Annotated in this window: 19 protein-coding genes and 1 pseudogene; 12 read left to right on the top strand and 8 right to left on the bottom strand. The window is 71.1% G+C overall.

What is annotated here, in order from left to right; translation table 11 throughout:
- Positions 1 to 26 precede the first annotated feature (26 nt).
- A complete protein-coding gene (locus ACTWQR_RS01940; RefSeq protein WP_443225085.1) occupies positions 27 to 875 on the bottom strand; it encodes a DUF1206 domain-containing protein in 849 nt (282 codons plus the stop codon).
- 179 nt (positions 876 to 1,054) lie between these two features.
- Between ACTWQR_RS01940 and ACTWQR_RS01935 the strand changes: the two genes are divergently transcribed.
- From ACTWQR_RS01935 to ACTWQR_RS01910, 6 genes are all read left to right on the top strand, one after another.
- On the top strand, positions 1,055 to 2,731 hold the full coding sequence (locus ACTWQR_RS01935) for an FAD-dependent oxidoreductase (RefSeq protein WP_443225084.1): 1,677 nt from the start codon (positions 1,055 to 1,057) through the stop codon (positions 2,729 to 2,731).
- On the top strand, positions 2,728 to 4,179 hold the full coding sequence (locus ACTWQR_RS01930; RefSeq protein WP_443225083.1) for an ATP-binding protein: 1,452 nt from the start codon (positions 2,728 to 2,730) through the stop codon (positions 4,177 to 4,179). Before ACTWQR_RS01935 ends, ACTWQR_RS01930 begins: the two co-directional genes overlap by 4 nt.
- Positions 4,176 to 4,526, top strand: a complete 351-nt coding sequence (locus ACTWQR_RS01925) for a UBP-type zinc finger domain-containing protein (RefSeq protein ID WP_443225082.1) — start codon at positions 4,176 to 4,178, stop codon at positions 4,524 to 4,526. The genes ACTWQR_RS01930 and ACTWQR_RS01925 overlap by 4 nt, the downstream gene beginning before the upstream one ends.
- A gap of 75 nt (positions 4,527 to 4,601) precedes the next feature.
- The gene (locus ACTWQR_RS01920) at positions 4,602 to 7,622 is read left to right on the top strand and encodes a helix-turn-helix transcriptional regulator (protein ID WP_443225081.1); all 3,021 of its coding nucleotides are present in this window, start codon (positions 4,602 to 4,604) and stop codon (positions 7,620 to 7,622) included.
- 317 nt (positions 7,623 to 7,939) lie between these two features.
- Positions 7,940 to 9,913: a serine/threonine-protein kinase gene (locus ACTWQR_RS01915; protein WP_443225080.1), complete on the top strand. Its 1,974-nt coding sequence runs from the start codon at positions 7,940 to 7,942 to the stop codon at positions 9,911 to 9,913.
- 96 nt (positions 9,914 to 10,009) lie between these two features.
- Positions 10,010 to 10,363 (top strand): hypothetical protein, encoded by a 354-nt coding sequence (locus ACTWQR_RS01910; protein ID WP_443225079.1) that lies wholly within the window; start codon positions 10,010 to 10,012, stop codon positions 10,361 to 10,363.
- A 28-nt stretch (positions 10,364 to 10,391) separates the two neighbouring features.
- Here ACTWQR_RS01910 and ACTWQR_RS01905 read toward each other — a convergent pair whose 3' ends face one another.
- Together ACTWQR_RS01905 and ACTWQR_RS01900 are read right to left on the bottom strand one after the other, a co-directional pair.
- On the bottom strand, positions 10,392 to 11,042 hold the full coding sequence (locus tag ACTWQR_RS01905) for a DUF6624 domain-containing protein (RefSeq protein ID WP_443225078.1): 651 nt from the start codon (positions 11,040 to 11,042) through the stop codon (positions 10,392 to 10,394).
- On the bottom strand, positions 11,042 to 11,596 hold the full coding sequence (locus ACTWQR_RS01900) for an ATP-binding protein (protein ID WP_443225077.1): 555 nt from the start codon (positions 11,594 to 11,596) through the stop codon (positions 11,042 to 11,044). Before ACTWQR_RS01900 ends, ACTWQR_RS01905 begins: the two co-directional genes overlap by 1 nt.
- Positions 11,597 to 11,763: 167 nt before the next feature.
- On the opposite strand from ACTWQR_RS01900, the gene ACTWQR_RS01895 reads away from it, so the two are divergent.
- The gene (locus ACTWQR_RS01895) at positions 11,764 to 12,597 is read left to right on the top strand and encodes an SDR family NAD(P)-dependent oxidoreductase (protein WP_443225076.1); all 834 of its coding nucleotides are present in this window, start codon (positions 11,764 to 11,766) and stop codon (positions 12,595 to 12,597) included.
- A gap of 35 nt (positions 12,598 to 12,632) precedes the next feature.
- Here ACTWQR_RS01895 and ACTWQR_RS01890 read toward each other — a convergent pair whose 3' ends face one another.
- Positions 12,633 to 14,054, bottom strand: a complete 1,422-nt coding sequence (locus ACTWQR_RS01890) for a hypothetical protein (RefSeq protein WP_443225075.1) — start codon at positions 14,052 to 14,054, stop codon at positions 12,633 to 12,635.
- 293 nt (positions 14,055 to 14,347) lie between these two features.
- Here ACTWQR_RS01890 and ACTWQR_RS01885 point away from each other — a divergent pair, with 293 nt between their 5' ends.
- The 4 genes from ACTWQR_RS01885 (at position 14,348) to ACTWQR_RS01870 (ending at position 16,965) form a co-directional block, all read left to right on the top strand.
- Complete coding sequence (locus ACTWQR_RS01885) at positions 14,348 to 15,169, top strand: helix-turn-helix domain-containing protein (protein WP_443225290.1); 822 nt, start codon at positions 14,348 to 14,350, stop codon at positions 15,167 to 15,169.
- A 3-nt stretch (positions 15,170 to 15,172) separates the two neighbouring features.
- Complete coding sequence (locus ACTWQR_RS01880) at positions 15,173 to 15,418, top strand: DUF397 domain-containing protein (RefSeq protein ID WP_443225074.1); 246 nt, start codon at positions 15,173 to 15,175, stop codon at positions 15,416 to 15,418.
- Between the two features lie 186 nt (positions 15,419 to 15,604).
- A complete protein-coding gene (locus tag ACTWQR_RS01875) occupies positions 15,605 to 16,120 on the top strand; it encodes a hypothetical protein (RefSeq protein ID WP_443225073.1) in 516 nt (171 codons plus the stop codon).
- Between the two features lie 35 nt (positions 16,121 to 16,155).
- A complete protein-coding gene (locus ACTWQR_RS01870) occupies positions 16,156 to 16,965 on the top strand; it encodes an SAM-dependent methyltransferase (protein ID WP_443225072.1) in 810 nt (269 codons plus the stop codon).
- A 28-nt stretch (positions 16,966 to 16,993) separates the two neighbouring features.
- Here the strand turns inward: ACTWQR_RS01870 and ACTWQR_RS01865 are convergent, their stop codons facing one another.
- From ACTWQR_RS01865 to ACTWQR_RS01850, 4 genes and pseudogenes are all read right to left on the bottom strand, one after another.
- Positions 16,994 to 18,391 (bottom strand): FAD-binding oxidoreductase, encoded by a 1,398-nt coding sequence (locus ACTWQR_RS01865; RefSeq protein ID WP_443225071.1) that lies wholly within the window; start codon positions 18,389 to 18,391, stop codon positions 16,994 to 16,996.
- A 127-nt stretch (positions 18,392 to 18,518) separates the two neighbouring features.
- Positions 18,519 to 21,119, bottom strand: a complete 2,601-nt coding sequence (locus tag ACTWQR_RS01860) for an ATP-binding protein (RefSeq protein ID WP_443225070.1) — start codon at positions 21,117 to 21,119, stop codon at positions 18,519 to 18,521.
- A gap of 283 nt (positions 21,120 to 21,402) precedes the next feature.
- A pseudogene (locus ACTWQR_RS01855) lies at positions 21,403 to 21,663 on the bottom strand (hypothetical protein); the annotation flags it as partial.
- Between the two features lie 169 nt (positions 21,664 to 21,832).
- Positions 21,833 to 22,570: an SDR family NAD(P)-dependent oxidoreductase gene (locus tag ACTWQR_RS01850; RefSeq protein ID WP_443225069.1), complete on the bottom strand. Its 738-nt coding sequence runs from the start codon at positions 22,568 to 22,570 to the stop codon at positions 21,833 to 21,835.
- A gap of 92 nt (positions 22,571 to 22,662) precedes the next feature.
- Here ACTWQR_RS01850 and ACTWQR_RS01845 point away from each other — a divergent pair, with 92 nt between their 5' ends.
- Entirely contained in the window at positions 22,663 to 23,502 is an 840-nt protein-coding gene (locus ACTWQR_RS01845; RefSeq protein ID WP_443225068.1) for a LysR family transcriptional regulator, read from the top strand.
- Positions 23,503 to 23,504 lie beyond the last annotated feature (2 nt).

The following is a 23,504-nucleotide window of genomic DNA, read 5'->3' as shown; positions in this document are numbered from 1 at the left end:
GATCTCTGAGATCCGGGGCATCGTCCTCAGAGCCTGCGCCACTTGGCCATGGCGAACGAGAAGAACCCGAAGAGGACCAGGCCGACCGCGACGCACACCAGCAGCCACGGTCCCATCGGTGTCTCGGTGAACGAACGCAGCGTGTCGTCCATCCCCTTGGCCTTGTCGGGCTCGTAATCGACCGCCGCCCGGAGGGCGAAGACTCCGGCGGCCGCGAACACCAGACCGCGGGCCGCCCCGCCCGCGACACCCGCCACGTCGACCAACCGACGCGTCCTCCATGGCATTCGCGCCGGCCTCAGGTGCTTGTGGTAGCTGCGGAGCACGGCCCGGACGGCCATCCACAGACCCGCGCACACGACCGTGCCGCCGGCCACGCCCATGAACCACTGCCCACCGGGCATGTCCAGGACCTTCGCCGTCACGTCCCGTGACCGTCCGTCGCTCGTTCCGCCCCCGCCCCCGCTCCCGCTCCCGCGAGCGCCGGCGGCGAAGGAGAGAGCGGAGTAGGCGACGAATCCGTAGAACACGGCTCGTGCGGCCGACGACAGCCGCTTCTTCCAGGTACGGCCGTCCGGGCCAGCCGCGCCGAAGAGCGCTTCGGACAGCCGCCAGAGCGCCATGCCGACAAGGCCGACGCCCAGGGCCCAGAGCAGGACGGCCCCGAAGGGCTTCTCGGCGACCTCCGCGAGCGCTCCGCTCTGGTCCGCCTGCCGTGTGCCGTCCCCGAGGGCGAACTGCAGCGCGAGCATGCCGACCAGCAGGTAGATGACACCGCGCGCGGTGAAGCCCGCCCGGGCGGCGCCCTCAGTCAGTGAGCCCGCTGCCCGGCGGGTCCTGAGCCCTTTGCCTCGCATCAACGTGCTCGTATCCATCGTCGCCTCCCCCGACCAGGTGCCCCGACTCCGCCGCACCACACTCAGGGCGGGCTCGACCAGGCAGTACCTCCCGGTCTCGCAGAGCGAAGCAGGGCGACCGAACGTATGATGGACAGCCGCTGGAGCGGCCCGGAGTGAGGCCGCTCCGGAACGCGACCGCTCGGGGTGGGCAACGTATGGCACAAGGCACCGACGCGGCACGAACCGTCATCCTGACCGTGGACGACGACCCCGGAGTGTCGCGAGCCGTGGCCCGCGACCTGCGGCGCCGTTACGGCGAGTCGTACCGGATCGTGCGCGCGGAGTCCGGGGAGAGCGCTCTTGACGCGCTGCGCGAGCTGAAACTGCGCGGTGACCTCGTGGCGGTGATCCTGGCGGACTACCGCATGCCCCAGATGAACGGGATCGAGTTCCTGGAGCAGGCCCTGGACGTGTATCCGGGGGCGCGGCGGGTGCTGCTGACCGCGTACGCGGACACGAACGCGGCCATCGACGCGATCAACGTCGTCGATCTCGATCACTACCTCCTCAAGCCCTGGGACCCGCCCGAGGAGAAGCTCTATCCCGTCCTGGACGACCTCCTGGACGCCTGGCGGGCCACCGATCACCGGGCGGTGCCGATCACCAAGGTCGTCGGACACCGCTGGTCGGCGCGGTCGTCGGACGTACGGGAGTTCCTGGCCCGCAACCAGGTGCCGTACCGCTGGTACTCGTCGGACGAGCCCGAGGGCCGGCGGCTGCTGGCCTGCGCGGGGGCGGACGGGCAGCGGCTGCCGCTCGTGATCACCGCGGACGGGACAGCGCTCGTCGAGCCGGAGGACGCGGATCTGGCCGCCCAGGTGGGCCTGGCCACGACGCCGACGGCGGACTTCTACGACCTCGTCGTCATCGGCGGCGGACCCGCCGGGCTCGGCGCGGCGGTGTACGGCGCTTCGGAGGGGCTGCGGACGGTGCTCGTGGAGCGCTCCGCCACCGGCGGACAGGCGGGCCAGAGCTCGCGGATCGAGAACTACCTCGGCTTCCCGGACGGTGTCTCCGGGGCACAGCTCACCGACCGGGCCCGGCGTCAGGCGTCGAAGTTCGGCGCCGAGATCCTGACCGCGCGCGAGGTGACCGGTCTCGAGGTCAACGGCGCGGCGCGGACCGTACGGTTCTCGGACGGCTCCGCGATCGCCGCGCACTGCGTGATCCTGGCGACCGGCGTGTCGTACCGGCAGCTGCAGGCGCCCGGCGCGGAGGAGCTGACGGGCCGCGGCGTGTTCTACGGGTCGGCGCTGACCGAGGCGGCCGGGTGCCAGGGGCAGGACGTGTACATCGTCGGCGGCGCTAACTCCGCCGGGCAGGCCGCGATGTACCTGGCCAGGGGCGCCAAATCGGTCACCCTTCTGGTGCGCGGCTCGTCCCTGTCCGCGTCCATGTCGCACTACCTGATCGAGCAGATCACGGCCTCGCCCAACATCTCGGTGCGTACGGGCACGGTCGTCGACGCGGCGCACGGCTCCGACCACCTGGAGCAGCTCACCCTGCGCGACCTGGCGAGCGGGCACACCGAACTCGTCGACGCGCAGTGGGTGTTCGTGTTCATCGGCGCCGCCCCGCTGACCGACTGGCTGGACGGAACGGTGCTGCGGGACCAGCGCGGGTTCATCATCGCCGGGCCCGACCTGACCGCCGACGGGCGTCCGCCGGCGGACTGGCAGCTGGACCGGCCGCCGTACCACCTGGAGACCAACGTGCCCGGCGTGTTCGTGGCGGGCGACGCCCGTGCCGAGTCCGCCAAGCGCGTCGCCTCCGCCGTCGGAGAGGGAGCCATGGCCGTGATGCTCGTACACCGGTATCTGGAGCAGTCGTGAGCGGGCAGCCGATGCCGTGCGACGCGGTGGAGCTCAGCACGCTGTTCCTGTTCGAGAAGCTGGAGCCCGAACAGCTCGCACGGCTGTGCCGCGAGGGGCGCGTCGAGCAGTTCGAGCCCGGCTACGTCTACCAGGAGGGTGAGCCGGCCACCTGCTTCTTCGTACTCCTGGAAGGCACGCTCGTGATGTCGCGCCGCGTCGGCGGCGACGACGTGGAGACCACCCGCAGCTCCCAGCGCGGGGTGTACGCGGGGGCTATGCAGGCCTATCTGACCGCACCGGAGGATGAGGTGCGGTACAAGGGCTCGCTGCGGGTCACCGAGTCCTCGCGGTTCTTCATCCTGCCCGCCGAGACGTTCGCCGCGGTGATGCAGGAGTGGTTCCCGATGGCCGTGCATCTGCTGGAAGGGATGTTCTTCGGCGGCCAGAACGCCCAGCGGACCATCGGGCAGCGTGAGCGGCTGCTGGCGCTCGGTTCGCTGTCCGCCGGGCTGACGCACGAGCTCAACAACCCGGCCGCGGCGGCGGTACGAGCCACTTCCGCGCTGCGGGAGCGGGTGGCCGGTATGCGGCACAAGCTCGGGGCGATCGCGGCGGGCCCGTACGCCCGCGACACCCTGGAGACGCTCGTCGAGATCCAGGAACGCACCGCCGACCAGGTCGCCAAGGCCACGTCCCTGAGCCCTCTCGAGGCGTCCGACCGGGAGGACGCGCTCACCGACTGGCTCGACGACCACGACATCGCGGGCGGCTGGGAGCTCGCGCCGACCTTCGTCCAGGCCGGGTTGGACACCGACTGGCTGGACCAGGTCGCGGCCGCCGTCGACGAGCAGACGCTCGAAGGGGCCGTTCGGTGGCTGAACTACACGGTCGAAACCGAGCTCCTCATGAACGAGATCGAGGACTCCACGACCCGCGTCTCGAACCTGGTGAACGCGGCGAAGCAGTACTCGCAGCTCGACCGCGCGCCCTACCAGGTCGCCGACGTGCACGAACTGCTCGACAGCACGCTGATGATGCTCGCCGGGAAGATCGGCTCCGGCGTCAAGGTCGTCAAGGAGTACGACCGTACGCTGCCCAAGATCCCCGCCTACCCGAGCGAGCTCAACCAGGTGTGGACGAACCTCATCGACAACGCCGTCTCCGCGATGGGCGGCGAGGGTGTCCTGACCGTGCGCACCGCGTTCGACCGTGAGCAACTGCTCGTCGAGTTCCGCGACACGGGGCCGGGAGTGCCCGACGACATACGCGGCCGGATCTTCGACCCGTTCTTCACCACGAAGCCGGTGGGCGAAGGCACGGGCCTCGGCCTGGACATCTCCTGGCGCATCGTCGTGAACAAGCACCACGGGCATCTGGAGGTGCACTCCGTGCCCGGTGACACCCGTTTCCAGGTCTTTCTCCCGCTCACCGCCGCTGATCCCGACACCCCTCAGGAGACGTCATGACCACCCTGGACGGAATCGACCCCACCGTCCCGCCCAGTGGCACCGGATGCGTCGAATGCGAGGCCGCCGGTGGCTGGTGGTTCCATCTGCGGCGGTGCGCCCAGTGCGGCCACATCGGCTGCTGCGACAGCTCCCCCGCCAAGCACGCCACCGCCCATCACAAGGCCACGGGCCACCCCTTCATGCGCAGCTTCGAGCCGGGCGAGGAGTGGTTCTGGCATTTCGAGACCTCCGAGATGTACGAGGCCGGCCCCGAGCTCGCCCCTCCGCTCAGCCACCCGACCGACCAGCCCGTACCCGGCCCGGCGGGACGGGTACCGGCGAACTGGGCCGAGACGATGCGCTGAGGCGGCACGGCCTCGGCCGGCTGTCAGCGGGTTAATGCCGGGAGCTGTGTCGGTGGCGCATGCCAGGATGGATTCGTGCCGACCACCGCATTCATCACGCCGTTCATCGGCCGCGAGGACGAACTCGCCCGCCTGACCCGGATCCTGGACCGGGCCCGGGCCGGTGAGCCGCGCGCTGTGCTGGTCGCGGGGGACGCCGGAGTAGGCAAGACGCGAGTGCTGGCCGAGGCCGCGGGGTACGCCGCGGAGACCGGGATGACCGTCGTCACGGGTCACTGTGTCGACCTCGGGGACGTCGGCCTGCCCTATCTGCCGTTCACCGAGATCCTCGGCGTGCTCGCCGGCGACGAGCGGTTCGCCGCCGCTGTGGCCGCGCATCCCGCGGTCGACCGGCTGCTCGGCGACGGCGGCGGCAGCCGCGGCGGCGATGCCGGGGACGCGGGCGGGCGACTGCCGCTGTTCGAGGGCATGGCCGGTCTGCTGGCCGACCTCGCCGATACCGCTCCGCTGCTGCTCGTCCTGGAGGACCTGCACTGGGCGGACCAGTCCTCCCGCGACCTGCTGCGCTTCCTGCTCAGCCGCGGGATCCTCCAGCTCCCCCACTCCCGGCTCCACTCTGACGGGTCAACGCGCATCGCCGGCGGCGCCCCCACTCAGCGCCTGGCGGTCTTCGCGTCGTACCGCGCCGACGACCTGCACCGCCGCCACCCCCTGCGCCCTCTGCTCGCCGAGCTGGTGCGGCTGCCCACCGTGGACCGCCTCGAACTGCGGCCGATGCCCGATGGAGAGGTGGCCCGCCTCGTCCGCACCCTGCGGGCCGGTCCCCTGCCCGATGCCACCGTCCGCCGCATCGTCGAACGCGCCGAGGGCAACGCGTTCTACGCGGAGGAGCTGCTCGCCGCCACCGCCGAGGCCATGCCCGGTTCGGCGTCGGCCGTGCCCAGCGGGCTGGCCGACGTGCTTCTCATCCGCTTCGAGCAACTGTCCACCACCGCCCAGCAGGTGCTGCGTACCGCGGCCGTCGCCGGGCGCCGGGTCGAGCACGACCTCCTGCGCGACGCTGTCGAACTGCCGGAGGAGGAGCTGGAGTCGGCGCTGCGCGAGGCCGTCGGACGGCAACTCCTCGTCCCCGGAGAGGACGACACCTACTCCTTCCGGCACGCCCTGATCCGCGAGGCCGTCTACGCGGACCTGTTGCCTGGTGAACGGGTGCGGCTGCACAGGGCGTTCGCCAGAGTGCTGGCCCGCCGGGGCCATCCGGCCGAGAGTGCGGCGGAGCGCGCCCACCACTCGCGGGAGAGCCACGATCTGCCCGACGCGCTGGCGGCGTCGCTGGAGGCCGCCGACCACGCCGCGCGGGTCCGCGCGCCCGCCGAAGAGCTGCGCCACCTCGAAGCCGCCCTCGACCTGTGGTCGGCGGTGCCCTCCACCGCGCGGCCCGAAGGCTTCGACACGGTCACCCTGACGCTGCGTGCCTCGGCGGCCGCCGCACACGCCGGTGAGACGCACCGGGCGGTCTCGCTCACGCGGTCCGCGCTCGCCAGGGTCGGCTCGGACGAGGACTCCGAGCTGGCCGCCCGCGTCCGCTACACCCTCGCGGGCAACCTCATGCGTATCGACAGCCTGTCCGCCGCGTTCGCGTACAGCAGCGAGGCGCTCGCGATGATCCCCGCCGAGCCTCCGTCGCGTACGTGGGTGTGGGCCGCGGCCACGCACGTCATGGCGGCGATGTACGTGGGTGACGACGAGGCCGCCCTGCGCGTCGCCCGCCAGGCCCTGCGGGGCGCCGAGGAACTCGAAGTGCCCGACGCCCAGGCCGATTTGCTGATCTCCCTCGTCAGTCTGGAAGGGGACAACCGGCGTACTCCGCGAGGGCGGGCCCGGCTGCGGGAGGCACGCGAGCTGGCCCGGCGCGCGGGCAACGTCCCCATCGAGATACGCGCGCTCTTCAACCTCGCCATCGGCTCGTACGAGTCCGGTGCCGTGGACGAGTGCCTCACCTGGCTCTCCGACGGCCTGGAGCGCGCGGGCCACGCCGGGCTCCTCTCCTCTCCGTACCCGCTGGAGATGCGCTATCTGCGCTCCCTTGTGCTCTACACCCTGGGCCACTGGGACGAGTGCGTCCGGGCCGCGGAGGCCGACGCCGAGCGGCTGCCCACCGCGGGCGGGTACGCGATGGCGCCCGCGCTTTCCGTGGCCCTGGCGCGTGGTGACCAGGGTGCCGCCGAGCGGGCCCGGGCCCTGCTCGACGGGCCGTTCGACTGGATGGCCACGCTCGTCGCGGGCATCATCCTGACCGAGGCCGCGGTATTGCGACGCGACGTCGAGGCGGCCGTCGAGCAGTTCCGTACGACGGTCGCGGCTCTCGTCGACGACTCCGGCGACACACCCGATGTGACGGTACGGCTCGCCACGCTGGCCTTGGCCGCCGTCGCGGACGCCGTCGTGGAGTGTCGTCTGACCGGCGACGAAGAGGGGGTCCGCCGCTGGACGGACACCGGCACCGAGCTGGTGGAGCTGGCCCGGGTCACGGCCACCAAGGGCGATGACGGATCGCAACAGGGCCCTGAAGGGCTGGCGTGGCTGGCGCGCGCCGAGGCGGAGTGGGCACGGGCCGGGCAGGGGCCGGGGGTCGAGGCCTGGGAGAAGGCCGTCACGGCGTTCGGCTACGGGAACGTCTATGAGCAGGCCCGCTGCCAACTGCGGCTCGCGGAAGCCCTGTTGGCGGCGGACCGGCGCAAGGAGGCCGCCGAGCAGGCGCGTGTCACGCGTGATACGGCCGTTCGGCTGGGCGCCGTACCGCTGCGCGAGGACGTGGAGCGGCTGATCCGCAAGGGCCGCCTCGCGGAGACCTCACCCGCGGCGGACGGTGTCCCCGTACTGACGGCTCGTGAGAACGACGTCCTGCTGCTCCTCTCCCGCGGCCGTACCAATCGCCAGATCGGCGAGGAGTTGTTCATCAGCGGCAAGACGGCGAGCGTGCACGTCTCCAACATCCTCGCCAAGCTGGGCGCCGCCAGCCGTACGCAGGCCGTGGCGATCGCGTACCGGGAGGGATTGATCGAGACGGAGCCGTCCGGGGCCGGGGCCGGGTAAAGCGTCGGCCGTTACAGGGAGACGGTCTGTGACGACCTTGAGCGCCTCGAGGAGCTGCGGAGCTAGGGTCTGCTGGGAACCCGCTGGTCACAGGCACTCCCTCTGCCGCACTTCTCCCTTGGCTGACAGCACGTCCGCACGCTCGCGGTGGCCGCCTCGGGTTCGCCCGAGGCGGCCATCTCCGGTTGGCCCGGCCCCAACCAGCAACGCGAAGCCGGGTAGCGTCTGTTCACGTCAAACGGAAGCTCGTAGGCAGCCGACTCGTGACCTTCGTGGCGGAGAGTGGGGCGGAGCAACGACCGAGGGGAGACAGCCAGATGACGAAGCCGGCGACAGGCGACTTCGATGCCACCTCCGGTGGAGGTGGCGACAGAGTCGGCCGGTACCGGCTGCTCAGAACCCTCGGCACCGGCGGTATGGGCCGGGTCTGTCTGGCCCGCTCGGAGGGCGGGCGCACGGTCGCGGTCAAGCTCATCAAGCCGGAGCTGGCCGCCGAACCCGAGTTCCGCGAGCGCTTCCGGCTGGAGGTGGCGGCGGCGCGCAGGGTGAGCGACCGCTGGACAGCGCCGGTCCTCGACGCGGACACCGAGGCCGAAACACCGTGGGTGGCCACCGGCTACATAGCGGGGCCCTCACTCGAACACATCGTCTCGCCCCGCGGCCACGGCCCGCTGCCCGCCCTGTCCGTACGCACCCTCGCCTATGGACTCGCCTGCGCCCTGCTGGACATTCACGGCGCGGGACTGGTCCACCGGGACCTCAAACCCTCCAACGTCCTGATCACCATCGACGGCCCTCGGGTCATCGACTTCGGCATCGCTCGGGCGCTGGACGCGGTGCCCGGGTCGACCCTGACCAGCTCGGGCATGCTGGTCGGCTCGCCCCGCTTCATGTCGCCCGAGCAGCTCAAAGACGAGCCGGTGGGCCCGGCCGCCGATGTCTTCTGCATGGGTGCGGTGCTGGCGTACGCGGCGACCGGGCAGACGCCGTTCGGCGGTGGCGGTTCCGGCGGCGTTCACGCCGTGATGTTCCGCATCGCGCAGGAGGAGCCGGATCTGACGGGCATCGAGGAGCCGATGCGGGGACTGATCGCCGACTGCCTCGCCAAGGATCCGGCGGCCAGGCCCGCTCCGGAGGAGGTGGCCGCACGGGTGCAGCCGGTGGCGACCGGCGCCTCGTCACCGCCGTGGCTGCCTGCCCAGATCATCGCCGAACTGGGGCGCAGCGCCGTCGAGTTGCTCGACACCGATACGCCGCCGCCCGCGAGCGCACCGGCAGCGCAGGCACCGGCCGCCTTCGCACCGTCGCCCGCACCGACGACCGCGCCCGCAGCGTCGCCCGACGCTTTCCCGGTGACCTGGGAGGAAACCGCCGCATCGGTGAAGTCGGAAGGGTCGGAGTGGGGGACCCAGGTCCTGCCGAAGCCGTACCTCAGGCCCGCGGATCCGACTCCGTCGCCCCGTCCTCGTCGCACGGGCATGGGCCGACGGGCCGCGATGTCGCTGGCGGCCGCCGCCGTGCTGGCAGGAGCCGCGTTCGCCGCGTCGGCCGCCGGTCTGCCGCTGCCCTACGGGGACTCGGACTCCGGCTCCGGTGACAACGGCGGCCCGACATCCGATGTGCCCAAGGAGTTCGTGGGCATCTGGGCGGGCGACGTCGAGCGGGACGGGAAGCCCACCGGTCAGTACCGCCGGTTCGCCGTCTCGCCGGGGCAGTTGGGCGAGATCGTCGCCACCAGCATCAGCCTCGGCAAGAACTATGAGTGCAAGAGCGAGGCCGAACTCGCCGCCAAGCCGTCCGGCGGTGCCGGTACGTCACTACGGCTGGACACCAAGGTCGTCAGTAGCATCCCCGCGGACACCTGCTCGGCCCTCGGCGAGCACGTCCTCTCCCGGACCGACGGTGACTCCCTCCACTGGGAAGCGGCGGGGCGCACCGCCGAACTGCACAGGATCGCGGGACCGGAGAAGCTCCCCGAAGAGCTGCTCGGCACCTGGCGGCGGCCCCTGGCCGACGGTGGCACGCAGCGGATGACCATCGAGCAGAAGGCGGTGGGCAGCCCGGCCGCCGCATTGGTCTCGGACGGCAGCAGCGACCACTGTGAGGCCGACATGAACCTGGTCTCCACCGGGGACACGGACAGCCCGATACGGTTCGCCCCGCCCGCGGTCGACCGGGCGAAGTCCTCCGGCCCCTGCCAGTTCGGCGGCTCCTCCACGGTGCACACCGAGGGCGACACGCTCGTACGTGAGCTGTCGAACGGCCAACGGCTCACGTATACGCGAGTGTGAGGAGCCGCCGTTCGCGGAGGATCCGCCGTTTGCCGAATGGGTGATCGGTTACTCGGACGGACTGGCGCACATCCGCACAGGGGAAGGTGTCTGGTCATGACATCTGGCACGCATCTCGCTCTGACGGTCACCCTCAGTGGCGGCACGGTCGCCGACGCGCGGGTGGTCGTCCATACCCTCGAAGCCGCGTTCGGAACGGCGGACGATATGCCGGGCAACGGGGACGACATGGTCCACACGGCCACCTTCGACAACGACGTGCCGACCAACGGCACAACCGTCACACAACCCGCCCCACCACTCTCGGCGCCCGTGACCGTAACTCTGCAGGGCACCCCCGAGGCGGTGCGCCGGGCCGGCCGGACGCTGGCCGAAGCGTTCACCGTTCACGACGAGGGAACGGCGTCCGGCGACCAGGAGCAGGAGCGGCAGCTGCGTCTGGAGCCGTAGGCCCCGGCGTCACCTGCCCGCCCAGGCGTCAGCAGCTCACGCGCAGCGTCCGCATCTGCTCGTCGAGGGGACCCAGTCCGACGTCCCGGCGGCGCTCGTCGAGGGTCTGGGGCTGGCGGACCGGGTACGGGCGGAACGTCGCCGGGTCGACACGGGTTCCGTAGAACTGCGGCTGGCCCTGCTCGACGGCGCAGTGATCGGCGATGTACGCGTGATGCGGTGCGGGGCAGCGTCCGTCTGCCGTGGCCTGGGCGATCAGGTCGCGGCACGCGAGCTGGAAGTCGAGGTCCGGGGCGTGCAGCAGGATCATCAGGGCCGCCGTGGAGGCAGGTGCGCCGACCAGGTCGGCGGTCGGCCACCCGTGGCGTCGGACAATCATCTTGAGAGCCTCCGCGTTGTCCCTTCGACACTCGGCGATGCGTCGTCGCGAGGTCTGCGTGGGGCTCGTGTGCGCTTCCCTCATCAGCCGCTGGTCCTCGTCCACCCTGCGGGCCAGTTCGCGGGCGAGGGCGGCCGCGAGGGCCGGGACCACCATCGGCTGTGCCTCTCGCACCTCCTCCTCGTCATGCGCGAGTCCCACGCGTTCGTCCCAGGCCCCGTCATGCTCGAGCCCCGTACGCCCCTCTGATCCCGCGTCGCCCGCGAGCCCCGTACGCCTTTCCCCAGCCGCAGCGTTCATCAGATCCCCCGAAGCTCCAACGTGAACCACACCCGCTTCCCCGCCTCACCGGGGCCGGGCGGTGCTGTGCCCCAGTCGTCGGCGAGCGCGGCCACGATGGCGAGTCCGCGTCCTGACTCCCCGGCCAGATCCGCCGTGCGGAACCGGGGGAGCCCGGGCGAGCGGTCGGCGACCGTCACGCGTACCTCGTGAGCGGTGTACTCGACCGTGACGGTGATCGTGTCGCCGGGGTCGGGGCTGCCGTGTCTGACGGCGTTGGCGAACAGTTCGTCCGTGGCCAGGACGGCGTTGTCGAGCTGTTCGGCCGACAGCCGCAGGTACGAGAGCTGTTCGGCGACCATGCGCCGTACGCCCGAGGCACGCGACGGCTCGGCGGGGACCACGGTTCGAAGGACACGGGGCTCCTTCACGGCGACCGGAACGACCGGCACCCCCGCGGTTGCCGGGACTGCCGGGGCTGTCTCACCGGGCCATGTCTGAGCGGTGGGCGCGTCACGGTCCGCGCCATGCGCCAGTGAGGGCGACGGCCGCCGAGGCGCCCTGGATGCCGTCATCGTGCCTCCTTCGTGTGCAGCACGGATTGGGGGACGGTCTCGGTGGCTGCTCGTGCAGCCAACCGGCCGGAGCGGTGGATCCACCAGGGGGTGCGAGGGTTGTCCGGTTGCAGGCGCGTAGTGGTGTGGTGCGGGCGCGCAGTGGAGTGGCATGTATGTTCGATCGCGTGAGCGATGTGAGCGAAGGCCGAGCACCGGCAGGCGGGCACGGCGACCGCGTCCGGCCCGGCGTGAGCGGCAAGCGCGTGCTGGTCACCGGGGGCACGCGCGGACTCGGCGAGCAGATCGTGCGGCTTCTGGCGGACGAGGGGGCCCGCGTGGCGACCTGTGCGCGTACCGCATCGGACCTGGAAGCTCTCGAGGTGTCGCTGGCCGCCGCGGAGTCCGGCCGGTTGTTCACGGAGGCCCTCGACGTCACCGAACCGGAGCGGCTGGAGAGTTTCGTCGCGGCCTCTGCGACACGTTTTGGCGGTCTGGACGGGGTGGTGGCCTGCGCGGGCGGTTCCCGTGGACGCGGCCTCGAACAGGCGGACGCCGACGACTGGGCCGCGACCTGGCAACTGAACGTCGGGCACACGGCGAGGCTGGTGCGGGCCGCGGTCCCGTTTCTGCGCACGGCCGGTGGCGGGTCTGTCGTGGTCATCTCGTCGATCTCCGGCTGGAAGCCCGGCCCGAACGCGCAGTACGGGACGGCGAAGTCCGCTCAGATCCACCTGGCCGCCTCGCTGGCCCGCGAACTCGGTCCTGACGGGATCCGGGTGAACGCCGTCTCGCCGGGGTCGATGCTCATCCCGGGCAGGCGCTGGGACCGTATGCGCAGGGAGGATCCCGAGGCCTTCGCCGCGTTCGCGGCGGCGGAGTTGCCGGGTGGCGAGCCGGTCGCGCCGCAGGAGGTCGCGCGCGTGGTGGTGTTCCTGCTGTCCGACTGGTCGAGCGGGATCTCCGGTGCCAATCTGCCCGTCGACCGCGCCCAGAACGCCCCCTCTCCCGACGGCTACTGAACCGTCGGGCCGGCCGGTCACGTCTGTCCAGGTCGTCATGCCGCCGCCCCCAGCACCGGGCGGGATCTGCGCTCGAAGTCCTGGACCAGCGGCTCGTGGCGGCGGGGCTCCAGCCTCCGGCGGAAGTCGCGCAGGGCTTGTATGGAACGCTCGCTGTGCACCGTGCTGAGGGTGTCGAGCGCCTCGGTGGCCGTGCCGATGGCCTCGTCCAGCCGGTTCTGCTGGAGGTGCGCGGTCGCCAGTACCGAACGGCTGATGGCCTGGCGCCGGCGCCGGTCGGCGTTGGCGCCGACGGACTCCCCGGCCGTGCGCTCCGCCTGTGCGGCGAGGCCGAGGTCGCGGAAGCACAGGGCCGACTCCGCCTGCAGGTAGTGGTGGTCGAGGAAGCGGACCCAGGCGGACTCCTGAGCGGCTCCCCGGCTCGCGTCCAGTTGCTGTTCCGCCAGGCGCAGGGCCTCGGACGTCTCGCCCGAGCGGCCCTGCGCCGCGTGACCGCGCGCCGACATGGCGTACAGGCGCATCAGGCCGAGCGGGCTGCCCGAGTCCTTCGCGGTGGCGATGCCGACCCTGGCCAGCGCCACTCCCTCGTCCGGGCGGCCGAGGTTGGTGGCCAGGTGGGACAGACCGGCCAGAATCTGGCCGCCCAGGACGCGGTCACGACCCTCGGCGCACAGTCTCAGCGCCTGGGTCATGTAGCGCTGCGCCAGCCCGTACTCCCCCGCGTCGTACGAGCTCCAGCCGGCCATCGCGGCGAGGCGGGCCGCGGCCGCGTACAGCAGGCGCCGCTGGTGGGTGGGCGTGCCGCGGCGCTGCAGCATGGGCACGACCTCGGTGGACAGGTAGTGCACGATGCTGGTGCGCACCCCGCCGCCGCCGTAGTGGTTGTCCATCTGGTCGAACATGCTGATCATGGCGTGGACCTGCTCGACGGGCCCGCCGTCGCCCACCGGTACCAGCCGGGCGGCGGCTTGCGGTTCGACGTTCTCCACCAGCCAGAGCAGCCATTCGCGCTGTGGGTTCGTCAGGGCGCCCGCGACGAACGGGACCGCACCCAGGAGGCTGCGGCGGGAGATGTCGGTGGAGCCCAGTTCGGCCAGAGTGTGCAAGGTGTCCGCCAGGTCTTCCCGGTACACGAGGGCCCTGGCCGCGACCGGGCGTTGCTGGTCGGGCAGGAAGCCGAGATCCGTGGGTGAGACGGCGCGGCCGAGTCGCTCGGACAGGACGGCGGCGATCAACTCCGGTGTGTTTCCCCGTGGTTGCTGGCCGTTCAGCCAGCGGGTGACCGACGCCTTGTCGTAGTTGGAGTCCGCGCCCTGACGGCGGCCCAGTTCGTTGACCCGCAGGGCGAGTGAGGCGTAGGAACAGCCGGCGTCTCTGAGAGCGGCCGCCAGCGCCTTGTTGGCCCCGGCGGGCCCCCTGCCCGGGCTCCTCGATTGTCCGTCACTCACGGTGGCCATCCAGGTCTCGCATCACGGTACTGCGGCAGCGCCCCCCTGCCTGTCGGGGCGTCAGTTCCAGGGCGGTGGAGCGCGGTCGGACGCCGTCGCCGCCCACTGTGCGGCAGGTCACACGATCACTATGATGGCCGACAGGCTCAACCCGCAACAAGCGTTCTGATAATTTCAGAACGATCCGTATCGCCCTGTCTCTGTCAGCGACCGCATGGCACACTGCACGCTGTGAACGCCGTTCAGGGAGGTAGGACGTGAGCGACAACCGCTCGGGCGGCAGCGCACCGACCGTCCTGCGGATGGTCCTCGGAAAGCGGCTCAGGCACCTTCGGGAACAGGCCGGAGTCTCGTTCGAGGACGCGGCACGGGCCATCGAGGTCACCCCTCTGACGATCCGTCGGATCGAGAAGGCCGAGGTGGGGCTCCGTATCCCGTACGTGAGGGAGTTGCTGCACACCTACGGGGTTCCGGGCGCGGAGATCGACGACTTCCTCACCATGGCCCGGGAGGCCAACCAGCCCGGCTGGTGGTACTCGTACCGCGATGTGCTGCCGGAGTGGTTCAGCGCGTACGTGAGCCTGGAGAGCGAAGCCAGCGTCATCCGTCTCTACGAACCCCACTACGTTCCGGGTCTGTTGCAGACGTACGACTACGCCGCCGCGCTGATGCACGTCGGGTTTCCCAACGCGACCGAGGAGGACATCGCCCGCCGCGTCGCCCTGCGCGTGAAGCGCCAGGACCTGCTTGCCAAGCCGGACTCACCGGCCGTCTGGGCCATCCTGGACGAGACGGTGCTGCGCCGGCCGGTGGGCGGGGCCGAGGTGATGCGGGCCCAGATCGACCGGCTGAACGAGGCCCTGGACATGCCGAAGGTCCGCATCCAGATACTCCCGTTCGGAGTGGGAGCCCACCCCGGCGCGTTCGGCCCCTTCCACTACTTCCGTTTCGGTTTCTCCGAACTTCCCGACGTCGTCTACACCGAGAGCCTCGTCGGTTCGGTCTATGTCGACCAGCCCACCGACGTCGTGACGTACCTCGAAGTAATGGACCGGATGTCCGTGCAGGCGGAACCGGTCGCTCGAACCAGGACCATCCTGGGTGAACTGCGTAAGGAGTTGTGAGCCATGAGTTCCATGGACCCCATCTACAGCGGCATGCCCGCCATCGATCTGGGAACCGAGGGCTGGCAGAAGCCCTGGAGCGGCACCAACGGCGGGAGCTGTGTCGAGGCCAAACGGCTGCCCGACGGCAGCGTCGCGATGCGCCAGTCGACGGACCCGGACGGACCCGCGCTGATCTACACCCGGGACGAGATGATCTCGTTCCTGGAGGGCGCGAAGTCCGGCCAGGCCGACTTCCTCGTCGCCTGACAGCCCGCAGACGGTCGTGCGTCCGAGCCCGCTCGGACGCCACCGCTCGCCCGCACAGGGCAGCACCACCACGCCCGCACAACCGTCCACCACTACGCCCGCACAACCGGACAACCCGCACGCGCACTCCCGCCGTGCGGGTCGCCCGGTCACACTGAGGAAGTCGGTCGTTCTGGAGGGAGTGGTATGCGCACGCTCCATGAGGCCGTCACCCGGTGCCGGACGCTGGTCGTCGAGGGCCCCGACGGCATCGGCAGGAACGGGCTGCTCGCCGAGCTGGCCCGCAACGGATTCCTGATCAGACGTTCGCGGGGCCATCTGCACCACGTGGACCCGATCCGTCCGTACCGTGAACTCCTCGCCGCACCCGGCCGGTTGGCCATCGACGGCGGCATCATCCAGGAGCTCGTCCACGGGCCGCTGCTTCACGGACACTCCCGGGTGACGTGGATCGAGGCGCTCGACTTCGCCGAGTCCGTGGCCGAACGGGACGGCGCCCTGATCCATCTGACGGACTCCCAGCGCGAGCCGGACGCCGAGAGCGCCGAGGTGGCCGACGCCTACCAGCGGGCGTTCCGCACCCTCGCCCAGCACGTCCCCGTCGTCACTCTCGATGTCGGCGGCCCCGGCCACCCCATCCGTGCACCCGCCGCCCCACCTTCTCAACTGGGGCGATCCAGACGGAAGTTGACGGTAGGTTAGTTGCTGACCGCGTGACGCACGGCAGGAGACATCCCATGGCAGACGGCCAGAGCACCCCCGACCAAGAGGCTTTGTCCAAGATCGACACCACGGTGCCGCACTCGGCCCGCATCTGGAACTACTGGATGGGCGGGAAGGACAACTACGAGGTCGACCGGGTCGCGGGCGACGCCTATCGTGAGATCGCCCCGAACATCGAGACGATGGCCCGCGCCTCCCGCGGCTATCTGATCCGCACCGTGACGTTCGTCGCCGGCGAACTGGGCATCCGCCAGTTCCTGGACATCGGCACCGGCCTGCCCACCTACGACAACACGCACCAGGTCGCCCAGCGCATCGCCCCCGAGTCCCGGATCGTCTACGTCGACAACGACCCCTTGGTCCTGCGTCACGCCCAGGCCCTGCTCACCAGCACCCCCGAGGGTGTCACCGACTACATCGACGCGGACCTGCACGAGCCCGAGAAGATCATCGAGGCCGCGAGCGAGATCCTGGACTTCAGCAAGCCCGTCGCACTGATGCTGATGGGCATCCTGGGCCACATCCAGGACTACGAAGAGGCCAAGTCGATCGTCCGCCGACTCCAGGCCGCCCTGCCGTCGGGCAGCTACTTCGTGCACTACGACAGCACCGACACCGACGCCGAGCTCAAGCGGGCCCAGGAGGGGTACGACGACACCGGCGCCGTACCGTACGTGCTGCGCAGCCCGCGGCAGGTCGCCGCCTACTACGAGGGCCTGGAACTGCTCGAGCCCGGCATCGTCTCCTGCCCGCTGTGGCGCCCCGAGCCGGGCGCCACCCCGGAGCCGACGGATGTCTACGGGGGCATCGCCCGCAAGCCGTAAACCCCTGGTGAACCCGCTGGATCCTTGATCAGGACCGCGCGGCCGGCTGGATGTTCTGGTTGAGCCTGAACAGGTTCCCCGGGTCGCGGTCGGCCTTGATCCGGGCCAGGCGCGCGTAGTTGTCGCGGTAGCTCGCCCGTACGCGCTCCTGGCCCTCGTCCATCATCATGTTCACGTAGGCGCCGCCGGCCGAGTACGGGTGCAGGGCGTCGAAGTAGTCGACGGTCCACCGCCTGACGAGGTCGGCGTTGGCCGCGTCGGAGTCCACGCCCGCGTAGACGGACGCCCAGCGGGCGTCGCGGTAGCTCCACGCGGTGTCGGTCGGGGCGTGGTCGTGGACCGCGCCGTCGATCGGGTACAGGTGCATCGTCGACTTCCAGGTCGGCAGTTCGGCGCCGAACTTGGCGTGCGCGTCGACCGCGTCGCCGGGGATCTCGTTGACGAAGTCCGCGCGCCAGTACCACTGGTCGCCGGGCGGGTAGAGCCCGTCGAACGCGGACTGGATGGCGGGGTGCGGCATCGGCGCGGGGCCGTGCAGCAGCGGCTCGGGCAGGGCGTCGAGGAGCGGTGCCATCTCCCTGGCCGCCGCGTCCGTGTCGTCCCCGATGCGGCACCACACGACGCCGCAGACCTTGCGCAGGTGGAGTTCCTCGGGGAACGGCGGGGCCGGCGGAACGGAGCCGTACATGAAGAAGCCGTTCAGCTCGCGGGGCGCGTGCCGGATGAAGTCGCGGTAGGCGGCGAGGACTTCGGTGCCGAGTTCGACGGGCCAGAAGGTGGGTCCCGCGACGACCGTGCTCACCTCGTGCAGCCGGAACCGGAACGAGGTGACGACTCCGAAGTTGCCGCCTCCGCCGCGGATCGCCCAGTACAGGTCGGTGTTCTCGTCGGCGCCGGCGCGCACGTGCTCGCCGTCGGCCAGGACGAGTTCGGCCTCCAGCAGGTTGTCGATGGTCAGCCCGCACTTGCGGGTGAGATGACCGAGGCCGCCGCCCAGGGTGAGGCCGCCGACGCCGGTCGTGGAGATGATGCCGCTCGGGGTCGCCAGACCGTGCGCGTTGGTCGCGCGGTCCACCTCGCCCCAGACGCAGCCTCCGCCGACGCGGACCGTCCTGCCCCGCGGGTCGACCTCGACGTCCTTGAGCGGGGACAGGTCGACGACCACGCCGTCGTCGCAGCTCCCGAGGCCGGCCCCGTGGTGTCCGCCGCCGCGTACCGCGAGCGGCAGACCGTGGTCACGGGCGAATCCGACGGCGTGCGTCACGTCCTCGGCGCTGGTGCAGCGCGCCACCAGGGCGGGCCGCCGGTCGATCATCGCGTTGTAGACGGCGCGGGCCTCGTCGTAACCGGAGTCGTCGGGCCCGATCAACTGGCCCTTGAATCCGGTGAGTTCCTGACGGGCTGCCTGTGCCGGTGTGATGGACATGCGTATCCCCCGATCCGGGCCCGGTTTCGGGCCCCTTCGATGCGCAAGTTCTAGTCCGGTATCCCGGGCTCAGATATCCGTGCCCGCCACTCAGCTCGGGGTCGGCGGCTACCTACCTCTGGGCTGCCTACGTCTCACTCCCGGGCAGCATGCCCAGCTCCGTGGCGCGGGCGGTGGCCTGGCGCCGGGTGCGGGCACCGAGCTTGTCGAGTACGGCGGAGACGTGGTTGTCGACCGTGCGGACCGACACCACGAGCCGCTCGGCGATCTCGGGGTTGGTCAGGCCCTGGGCCAGCAGCCGCACGACCTGGAGCTGGCGCTCGGTGAGGCCGGCGGGGTTCTCCCGCGTCGCGGCGAGCGGGCCGCGCGGGATGTGGCGCACACCGAGCCGGCGCAGCTCACCGCGGACGAGGCGGGCGACGGGTTCCGCGCCGAGGGCGTCCAGACCGGCGAGGGCGGCGAGCTTGTCGTCCGGGTCCGGGCTCTCGGCGAGGGCGGCGGCATGCTCGTACGGGCAGCCGACGGCCAGCCAGACCTTCGCCGCCTCGCGCCATCGGCCGGCGGTCTGGAGCGCGTACGGATGCTCCGAACCATCCGCCGGTACGGGGTGTCCGGCCTTGGTGAGCCAGTAGCCGAGTTCGGCCCGGTGCGGCACGGCGCACAGTCGGCGTGCCTGCTCGAAGACCTCGCCCGCGGCCTCGACGACCGCCGAGTGATCGCCTCGAAGCCAGGCGGCCTCGGCGAGGGCCGCCGCGACCGGGCCCGTGCGCTGCAGTTCCCGCGTGCGTACGGCGATCTCCCAGGCCCGGGCGAGCAGTTCGTCGCCGCCGCTCCGGCCGCGACGGACGCGTACCCGGGCGAGGACGGTCAGCGCGGGGCAGCGGGCGGGCACGAACTCGTGGGAGCCGATCTCGGCGTGCTTCTCCGCGTCGTCCCAGGCGCCGGCGGCGAAGCGGCGCAGCGCCATGCAGACGTGGAGGTAGCTCAGGAAGCCGAGGTGTTCCGCGCGGTCCGCGAGCTCCATGCCGGGGGCGAGGAAGCGGTCGGCCTCGGCGTACTCGAGGCGTTCGAGGAGCGTCCAGATGAGGTTGGCGTACGACCGGCAGGCGTGCTCGACCTCTCCGGCCGCCAGCGCGACCTTCAGGCTCTCCTCCAACTGGGCCCGGCCCAGCGGATCGCCGGCTCGCCAGCGGGCGGAGCCGACGTTGTTGAGGGCGTGCGCGAGGATCGCCGAGTCGCCCGTCCGGCGGGCGAGGTCGATGGCGCGTTCACCGAAGTCGATGGCCTGCGCTGTGCGGTCGGAGAGCATGTGGAGCTGGGAGGTGTTGCTGAGGGCGAGCGCGAGCAGCCGGTCGTCACCCGCCGTCTCCAGTACGGCGATGGCCTCCCGCGCGGCACGCTGGGCCTCGTCGGCGTCGCCCGCCCACCAGTGGATTCTCGACAGCCAGCGCAGGTCCGCGCCGAGCGCCCGGGTGTCGCCGAGGAAGCGCCGCAGCCTGACCGCGTCCCGCTCGGCCTCGACGGCGGCCGCGGAGTCCGCGATGGTGTAGCTCTCGACGGCGTACCGCTCCAGCAGGTCGGCCAGTTCGGGTGCGTCGAAGCGGTCGCGCTGCCGCAGGACGAGCCGCAGGTGGGCCGCGGCTTCGCGGTGCGCGCCCGCGCCGGCGGCGTCACGGGCGGCGTCGGGGCCGTACCGTGCGATCGCCTCCTGGTCTCCCGCCTCCGCCGCGTGGTGGACGACGCGGGACGGGTCGGAGCCGGGGGTCGCGACGAGCGCGGCGAGGACACGGCGGTTGAGTTCGATGCGCCGAGCGGCGGGCAGCGAGTCGGCGACGGCCCGGCGGATCAACTCGTGGCGGAAACCGGCCCGTTCGGGTGTCACGGTCAGCAGTCCGCGCTGTTCGGCCGCCGCCAGTTCGGCCACACCGTCCGTGAGCAGCGCGTCGACGAGGGGGCGTTCGACGGCGGAGGGCACCATGGCGAGCTGCTCCAGTGCGTCCCGGGTGCGGTCGTCCAGGCCGCGCAGACGGGCCAGTACGGCGTCGACCACCGTCGGCGGTACGCCTCCGGTGCCGCCGGCCGCCACCACCTCGGCGACGAAGAACGGATTGCCCGACGTCACCGCGTACACCTCAGCGGGGTCCATGCGGCTCAGCGTGCTCAGTGTGCGTACGGCGCCCGGGGAGAGCCGGGACAGCGGGAGGCGGTGCACGCGTTCGGCCCGGGACACCTGGCCGAGGAGGTGGTGCAGGGGGTGGCGGCGGTCCAGTTCGTCGTCCCGGTAGGTCAGGACCAGTACCGCCGGGAGCCGTTCCACACGGTGCACCAGGAACCGCAGCGCGTCGAGCGAGGCCTCGTCGGCCCAGTGCACGTCCTCGACGACGAGGACCGCGGGGTGCGGGGCCGCGGTCAGCTCCGCGCGCAGGGCGTCGTACACCCGAGGCCGGTCGCCGCCCTCCGTGAGCGTCCGCGCCAGGTCCGTATCGACGCTGCCGACGCGGTCGCGGAACGGTCCCAGTGGCCGTCGCGTCGCGAGATCGTCGCACTCCCCCACCAGGACGCGCGCCCCGGCGGGCAGCGCTCCCGGCATGGCCTTCACCAGGCTCGACTTGCCGATGCCCGCCTCGCCGAAGACAAGCGCCACCGAACCGGCTCCATCGGCCGCGTCCCGCGCGGCGGCGGCCAGTCTGCCGAGCTCGTGGTCGCGTTCGAGGATCCCCCCATCCACGGTGCGATTCTGGCACGCGCCGGGCTGTACGGGCCTGGCGCGGACGATTTCCCGGTCAACCCTTTTCGAGGGCCGTGGCGGAGAGCGGTGAAACAGCTCTCGCGCATCAACTTCGGCTCGCGCGCTGCTGTCGGATGATGTCGGAAACCGTTGTCCAGCCGATGAGTTCGGCACCGCGTTCCCGGTTGGCCAGGGCCTTTCGGCCGGCACTCGACGGTCCGTACGCCGTCGTCCGGGTCGCTGCGCGTCTCACGTACGGTGAACAGGTCCCGGGCGGCCTCGGTCAGCTCGGCGCGGGTCGGCAGGAAGCACTCGGGAAGACCTTGCGCGATGCGTGGATGCCCTCGCGTACGTTTCTGACGCTCTCGTAGAGGTCGGTGTGGTCGTTGTGCCAGATAGCGGCGGTCATCGCGAGGATTCGCTGCATGATGCCGGCGATGACACCGCCGGGGGTGCGCCCTCGGTGCTGTTCGAGGTCGAGTTGGCCCTTGAAGGTCTCCTTGACCGACTCGATGACCCGCCGCAACGGCTTGAACAGCTGGTGCCGGCAGCGTGAGGGCGCCGACAGGGACCTCCGGGCTGCTCCGGCCCGCTCTTGCGGGGCCGGAGCAGCCCGGAGGTCCTGCTCGGCGAACGCGGCCCGCTCGGCGTCGTCCAGCTCGGTCGCTGGGACGAAGTCCGCCCCCTTACCCGGACCCGGCAACATCAGAGCATCACCATGGCACGACTCCGTTGTCGTCGAACAGCTCACCGGTGGGGCCGTCGTCGGGCAGAGCCGCCAACCGGATGGCGATCGCCGCACCCTGCTCAGGGGTCTGAGTACCGCTGAACCCGTTGAGGTCGGTGGCCACGTAGCCGGGGCAGGCGTTGTTGATCAGAATGTGGGTGCCGCTCAGCTCCTTGGCGTACTGGATGGTGACGGCGTTGAGGTAGGTCTTCGTCGGCGCGTAGCCGCCGCTGATCCCTCCGAGATCGACACCGGGCGTGGTCTGCAGGGCCAGAGAGCCGACATGGCTGGACTGATTGACGATCCGTGGGTGCGCCGAGCGGCGCAGCAGCGGCAGCATCGCGTTGGTTACCCGGATGACGCCGATGACGTTGGTCTCCACCAGCCGCCGCACGGTCTCCAGGTCGATGGTCGTAGGCTCCTCCGGCCAGCCGCCTGCGACGCCGGCGTTGTTGACCAGCACGTCAAGGCGTCCCGCTCGCTCCTCGATCAGCTGCGCCGCGGCACTCACGCTCTCGTCGTCGGTCACGTCCAGGGGCACGCCGAACGCGTCGGCACCTGCCGCGCGCAGTTTCGCCACGGCGTCCGTCCTACGTTGCTCGTCCCGGGCGCCGACACCGACGCTCCAGCCCATTGCGCCCAGCCCGGCCGCGATCTCGTACCCGATTCCCTTGTTCGCGCCGGTGACCAGCGCGATTGTCTTCTCACTCATGACAGCGAGCATGGCCGCGTGTCGACCAGGCACCAACACCATCTCGGTAATGCAGCGATACCTGAGCGACATCGATCGACGTCCGCCGCAGTTACGGTGAGCGCATGGAGATACGCGAGCTGCGGTACTTCGTCGCCGTCGCCGAGGAACTGCATTTCGGCAGGGCCGCCCAGCGTCTGGAGATAGCCCAGCCGCCCCTGTCCCGCGCCGTCGCCCGGCTCGAACGGCAGCTCGGGGTCACGCTGTTGGAGCGCACCAGCCGCAAGGTCACGCTCACCGAGGCCGGGGCCGTGCTGCTGTCCGAGGGGCGCGCGATCCTCAGCGCGGTGGCCGCAGCTGAGCGGCGTACCCAGCAGGCTGCGCAACGGCGCCCCCGCCTGGTCCTCGCCGTCAAATCCGGCACCGCCGGCGAGTTGCTGGCCAAACTCCTCGATGCCTACCGTGCGGAGCCCGGCGCAGCCATCGTCGATCTGTTGCTCTGCGAGGCGCATCAGCAAGAGAAACTGCTGCAGAACGGGCAAGCCGATGTGGCTCTGCTGCACTTGCCCTTCGATTCGGCGGCCGGACTCGACACCGAAATTCTGTATGCCGAGGGACAGGTGGCGATCCTGCCCACTTCTCACCCGCTGGCAGGCCGCTCACAGATCCGGGTGTCCGAGGTCACCGCATTGCCGGCCCTCCCGATGGCGCGCTGGCCCGGTCCTGATGGCAACTACCCGGAGGGACCAGGGGCAGAGGTACGGAACCTGGCACAGCTCTTCCAGCTGATCGCGCTCGGCCGTGCCACTGTGATCATCCCCGAGTCCGCCAGCACCGAACTGCGCCGGGATCTCGCCGCCGTGCCGGTCCTGGATGCTCCGCCCGTGACAACGGTGCTCGCTTGGCCCCCGCAGAGCCGACTTCGCGCGGTCGCCGACCTGGTCCGCGTGGCAACCCGTCTTTGACT

It is taken from the genome of Streptomyces sp. 2A115, assembly GCF_052245575.1.
Taxonomy (GTDB): Bacteria; Actinomycetota; Actinomycetes; order Streptomycetales; family Streptomycetaceae; genus Streptomyces.
Note: the sequence above shows the minus strand (reverse complement) of the source record. Positions and strands in the feature narration are given on the sequence as shown.

Excerpts from the sequence above, each read along its gene's own strand:
- ACTWQR_RS01940 (WP_443225085.1), bottom strand. The coding sequence starts at position 875 with ATGGATACGAGCACGTTGATGCGAGGCAAAGGGCTCAGGACCCGCCGG.
- ACTWQR_RS01935 (WP_443225084.1), top strand. The coding sequence starts at position 1,055 with ATGGCACAAGGCACCGACGCGGCACGAACCGTCATCCTGACCGTGGAC.
- ACTWQR_RS01925 (WP_443225082.1), top strand. The coding sequence starts at position 4,176 with ATGACCACCCTGGACGGAATCGACCCCACCGTCCCGCCCAGTGGCACC.
- ACTWQR_RS01915 (WP_443225080.1), top strand. The coding sequence starts at position 7,940 with ATGACGAAGCCGGCGACAGGCGACTTCGATGCCACCTCCGGTGGAGGT.
- ACTWQR_RS01910 (WP_443225079.1), top strand. The coding sequence starts at position 10,010 with ATGACATCTGGCACGCATCTCGCTCTGACGGTCACCCTCAGTGGCGGC.
- ACTWQR_RS01905 (WP_443225078.1), bottom strand. The coding sequence starts at position 11,042 with ATGAACGCTGCGGCTGGGGAAAGGCGTACGGGGCTCGCGGGCGACGCG.
- ACTWQR_RS01900 (WP_443225077.1), bottom strand. The coding sequence starts at position 11,596 with ATGACGGCATCCAGGGCGCCTCGGCGGCCGTCGCCCTCACTGGCGCAT.
- ACTWQR_RS01890 (WP_443225075.1), bottom strand. The coding sequence starts at position 14,054 with ATGGCCACCGTGAGTGACGGACAATCGAGGAGCCCGGGCAGGGGGCCC.
- ACTWQR_RS01885 (WP_443225290.1), top strand. The coding sequence starts at position 14,348 with ATGGTCCTCGGAAAGCGGCTCAGGCACCTTCGGGAACAGGCCGGAGTC.
- ACTWQR_RS01880 (WP_443225074.1), top strand. The coding sequence starts at position 15,173 with ATGAGTTCCATGGACCCCATCTACAGCGGCATGCCCGCCATCGATCTG.
- ACTWQR_RS01875 (WP_443225073.1), top strand. The coding sequence starts at position 15,605 with ATGCGCACGCTCCATGAGGCCGTCACCCGGTGCCGGACGCTGGTCGTC.
- ACTWQR_RS01870 (WP_443225072.1), top strand. The coding sequence starts at position 16,156 with ATGGCAGACGGCCAGAGCACCCCCGACCAAGAGGCTTTGTCCAAGATC.
- ACTWQR_RS01865 (WP_443225071.1), bottom strand. The coding sequence starts at position 18,391 with ATGTCCATCACACCGGCACAGGCAGCCCGTCAGGAACTCACCGGATTC.
- ACTWQR_RS01850 (WP_443225069.1), bottom strand. The coding sequence starts at position 22,570 with ATGCTCGCTGTCATGAGTGAGAAGACAATCGCGCTGGTCACCGGCGCG.
- ACTWQR_RS01845 (WP_443225068.1), top strand. The coding sequence starts at position 22,663 with ATGGAGATACGCGAGCTGCGGTACTTCGTCGCCGTCGCCGAGGAACTG.